This is a genomic window from Leptospira ognonensis (assembly GCF_004770745.1).
Lineage (GTDB): Bacteria > Spirochaetota > Leptospiria > Leptospirales > Leptospiraceae > Leptospira_A > Leptospira_A ognonensis.
The window spans coordinates 1-4,475 of sequence record NZ_RQGD01000004.1; the positions used below are offsets into that span (position 1 = coordinate 1).

Sequence of the window (4,475 nt, forward strand, 5' to 3'; positions counted from 1 at the left end):
GCTAGGGCTACGCCACATTCCTCTCCGTCACGCTTTCTTGCTTCCGCAAAAAGCGCGCCGACGCTAACGCCTACTTCGTAGGCTCAGCTACGAGGAACGTCGATAATGCTAATTCGTTATACGCAATAAATTAAATTTTTAGGAAAAGTATGAAACAAATTCTTCTTTCAATTCTAATCGTCGGATTAATTAATTGTAATGAATCAAAAAGCGTTGATTATTCGATTACGAGTAATGAAAACGTCAATTTTGAAATTTACAAAACTACTGCTAAATCCGGTTTAATTTTAAGAGAACTTCCAAAACGAGATTCTAAGAAAATAGCTACTCTTGATTATGATATTTTTATAAAAGTTTTTAAAACACCACATTCTAAAAATGAAACAATAGAGGGTGTTTCTGGTTATTGGCTCAACGCTGAATATTTGAGAATGAACGGATATGTTTTTTCAGGATACTTATCAAAACTTAATGAATTCGAAACTCAGCTATTTGCTCGTGATACTGAAGAATTAATTGAGTCAGCTCGAAACATCGAAAAAACTAAAACAGAAGAGGCAATGAACTTATATTATTATATATATAGAAGATCTTATTTTGAAACAAATTCTCCTTATTGCATAGATGAAAATTGTGTCAATGCCTGTGAAAAATATATTCAGATCAAGGACTGTAGAAACAATCCCGAGAAATTAAACATATCAACTCGAAATGATTTTATTGAAATTATTAAATTAGCTATCAAAGAAAAAAACAAAAGAAAATTATTAGAAATCTCTAATGATTGCCTATCTGCTGTACCAATATGTTTTTTCTGTGATGGAGGCGGACTCACTACTGTGAATGCTAAAATTGATAAAATATTCGAGAACCATTCGAAAATAGATTTCGATACTTTGAATATAACTGAAAATAAGATTACTTTAGAAGCAAAAAAACCCTATAAATCGAAAGCCATAGAATACGGAAATGATACTGCATTACCCTTTATAAAAATTGAATTTAATAAATTTGAAAAAGGTTATTTAATAGAATTCCTGGATGGAGAAGTTACTTATTCTTCAGTACAATGTTTTCGAGGATCATAAATTTACTGCGCATAACTGCGGCTGACACGCTCCGCTCGGGACTTTCGCCCTCGCTCGGCCTAAAGGCACATTGTCCTCCGTCACGCTTCTTGCTCTGCAAGAAGACGCGCCGACGCTAACGCCTCTGCGAGGCTCAGCTACGGACAACGTCGTGTAGCCTAGTTCGTTATGCGAAAGATCGCAGAATTTAAATAAATGAAAGATTTTTTAGATCAACTAAATCCACCAATAATCACGGAAGAATTGATTTCCGATTGTCGCAAAGATAGTGACTTTCGACCAATATTATTTGAACATTATAAATACACAGGTATTCTTGCGAATATACTTGCCTCATTTAGCCTTGATTCACCAGCTGTAAGAAAAATTCCAAAAATACACTATGCTGTTTTAACAGGATTGTTAAATCGTTGCTCACGCTTGATTTTATCAAACATTCATTTATCCCAAGGTGGCCTTTTTGGAGAAACAACCTTAATCATTGATAGATGTATTTTTGAATCAGCAATTAAAATCGAGTGGTTAACCAGCGATCTTGAAAGTGAAAAATTCAATAGATATTTGGCAGACGGATTAAAAACGGACATAGAATTTAAAAAGGAAATAGAGGCATCCATAAAAAAAAGAGGTGGAGGCATACTACAAATTGAGAATCGTATGTTACAATCAATAAATCGGAGAATTAGTCATTCCGGCATGACTGAAACAGAAATATTAAATACCAAGAAAGTTCCTAATACTGCAAGCATTATCGAATTAATAGGAAAAACGCGACTTTACTATGTCATTGGACAAAGAATCGGATCCCACCATGTACATGGAACTTGGCAAAGCCTCCTAATGCATTATTTAGAGGAAATAGATGACAATTATATTTTGCGCGACCATAATTGTTCAACTCACATTAATCAATTTTTCTATATTGAAACAGTTGTTTTAAATGCCTTGATATCGTTTAGCAAATATATATTCGAACAAGAAAATGAAGCAAAAATTTTCACAAACTTGATTTCTCAAGTCATTGAAGACATAAAAGTATTTGAAAATGAAATCGTAGGAGAAGATTTTAATTTTGAAACAGCTGAAAAATGATATATTAATCCCGATCCTTCGCATAACTGCGGCTTACACGCTCCGCTCGGGACTTTCGCCCTCGCTCGGCCTAAAGGCACATTGTCCTCCGTCACGCTTCTTGCTACGCAAGAAGACGCGCCGACGCTAACGTCTCTTCGAGACTCAGCTACGGACAACGTCGTGTAGCCTAGTTCGTTAAACGAAATTGGCAAATGTATGCCTCAAGACATGGTAATCATCGTAGACTCTGAAACAAATTTTAAAAAATAAGCAACAAAAAGGTTGATAGAAGATCATACCAAAGTTATATTATTAATATGAAAGCTAACCAAAAAAAAGCTGTTACTCCCAAAAAAAGTGAAAATATTGAAGGTTACACCATTAAATACCATGCCAATGGGAAAACAAGATGGTCAAAAGGTAAAATAAATAAAGGACTACCCGATGGATACTGGGAATGGTATCGTCCGGATGGAACTCTCAAGAGATCTGGACATTTTAAAATAGGTCAACCTGTCGGTGAATGGATAACGTATGATCAAGAAGGCAAGGTCTATAAAGTCACGCAAAAAAAATAGTCGAATACTCCAATTAATTTAGTTACTCTAACTTAATCACGATAAATGAAACTCATTTTAATTCACAAAAAAAAAAATCCAAATTATTTCCTGTTTAGTAAACGAAAGCGTGTATTTGTAATTTTAAGAATTTCGGAATAGGAATATTAATCTTCTAAGGAATCCGAATTAACTTAATCTCGGGCTAAGTAACTCTATCTCGGAAAAGTTTCTTGATTTTTTGACTATCGAGATTTATTCAATCTGAAAGTGCCAACTTCGTTTAACATCCGCTACCCACTTCGCTTCGGCACTCGCGGCCTCGCTCGGCCTTCGGCAAATTCCTCTCCGGCACGTCTCTTGCCTACGCAAGATCCTGTGCCGACGCTAACGCCTACTCTGTAGGCTCAGCTCCGAGGAACTTCGGGTAGCTATTTCGTTATGCGCAACCGTTTAAAATATATAAAAAACGATAGAAAAATCTAGGTATCAAATGGAATTTCACGAAAAATCAATCGAACTAAATATAACACATGAACTTCTTAATTTATCCGATTCTTGGTACTGGTTTTTAACAGATACTCCGCTTTGGAGATATTGGAAACCTAGGTATAAATTACCTTTCTTTAAATATCCCAAATCAACCTCTGGTGGTTTTCATATTACAACAGAAGGAAAGAACGATCCGACCGGTAACGCTGGAGGAGGATATGATGTAAGAATTAAATCTGGCTCTGGTGGACATTTATTATTTATCCAATACAAAAAAGGTGATCTTGTTAAAAATAGCCCAAGTCCAAAGAGTATTTTTGAAAATTTTCCACACGAACATTATGTTTTCAAAATTAATAGCACTACAACTAATCAACATTTTCTGCTTAAAAATCTTTCAAATTCTGAAGGTAGCAAACTCGGAAACGCTGTGGTTTATGCACTACCCTTAATAGAAAATATGCAAGAATTAGAGGAAAATGCTGGAAGACTTCTGGCGAAGACAAAGTTTATCTCAGTTCTAGACATCGATAAACAAGCATCAGAGCAAAATCCACCAATAACTATTGAAAAAGATAAAGAACATAAAGTTAGAATAGATAAATCTGATATGAATCGCTGTGAAGTAAATAATACATTTTTCCGATTCACAAAAGAGGATCGATCAAAGGAAATTTTAACCGATATAATTGCCTTGAGATTTGAGAAAATACTAAAACAATTACTTCTTTATATAAATTCAATTTATAATTCGTACAATCTTGATAGAAATAATCTTCAATATGGAATTCTGCAATCTTTTATTCAGTATCAAAGATATCTTTTACATTATTTTGAAGTATCACCAAGCAGTCTTGCAAATTCAGATAACCAAAAATATTTAAATTATTTTGATGAAACAGAATTCCTTGGATATAAAAACGATAGTAGATCTATACAAATATTAGCTTCAGTATTTACTGAATTAATGAAATATGATAATATAATTAATGAAGTAACTGGAAATTCAGAAATATTTTTTTCCAGGGAAATTCCAAGTTATAAACCAACATTCCTAATAAGCTTAGACAACGAAAATTCAATAAGATTGAACTTCGAAGATAAAGAAGCAATTCGAACTCTTGAAAACTTCAGTTATATTCAGATTTAATCAAGTATTTTAAAAAAATAAACGGCTGCGCATAACTGCGGCTGACACGCTACGCTCGGGACTTTCGCCCTCGCTCGGCCTAAAGGCACATTGTCCTCCGTCACGCTTCTTGCT

The 4,475-nt window shown here is 34.4% G+C and carries 4 protein-coding genes; all 4 read left to right on the forward strand.

What is annotated here, in order from left to right; genetic code table 11:
* Positions 1–149 precede the first annotated feature (149 nt).
* Positions 150–1,088, forward strand: coding sequence for an SH3 domain-containing protein (locus tag EHQ58_RS00975; RefSeq protein WP_135621474.1), 939 nt, complete (start codon positions 150–152; stop codon positions 1,086–1,088).
* A gap of 195 nt (positions 1,089–1,283) precedes the next feature.
* A complete protein-coding gene (locus EHQ58_RS00980) occupies positions 1,284–2,180 on the forward strand; it encodes a DUF5677 domain-containing protein (protein ID WP_135621475.1) in 897 nt (298 codons plus the stop codon).
* A 299-nt stretch (positions 2,181–2,479) separates the two neighbouring features.
* The gene (locus tag EHQ58_RS00985) at positions 2,480–2,740 is read left to right on the forward strand and encodes a toxin-antitoxin system YwqK family antitoxin (RefSeq protein WP_135621476.1); all 261 of its coding nucleotides are present in this window, start codon (positions 2,480–2,482) and stop codon (positions 2,738–2,740) included.
* Between the two features lie 472 nt (positions 2,741–3,212).
* The gene (locus tag EHQ58_RS00990; RefSeq protein ID WP_135621477.1) at positions 3,213–4,361 is read left to right on the forward strand and encodes a hypothetical protein; all 1,149 of its coding nucleotides are present in this window, start codon (positions 3,213–3,215) and stop codon (positions 4,359–4,361) included.
* Positions 4,362–4,475 lie beyond the last annotated feature (114 nt).

What these genes read in the sequence shown, in the direction of transcription:
- EHQ58_RS00975 (WP_135621474.1), top strand. Translation starts at nt 150, where the DNA reads ATGAAACAAATTCTTCTTTCAATTCTAATCGTCGGATTAATTAATTGT.
- EHQ58_RS00980 (WP_135621475.1), top strand. Translation starts at nt 1,284, where the DNA reads ATGAAAGATTTTTTAGATCAACTAAATCCACCAATAATCACGGAAGAA.
- EHQ58_RS00985 (WP_135621476.1), top strand. Translation starts at nt 2,480, where the DNA reads ATGAAAGCTAACCAAAAAAAAGCTGTTACTCCCAAAAAAAGTGAAAAT.
- EHQ58_RS00990 (WP_135621477.1), top strand. Translation starts at nt 3,213, where the DNA reads ATGGAATTTCACGAAAAATCAATCGAACTAAATATAACACATGAACTT.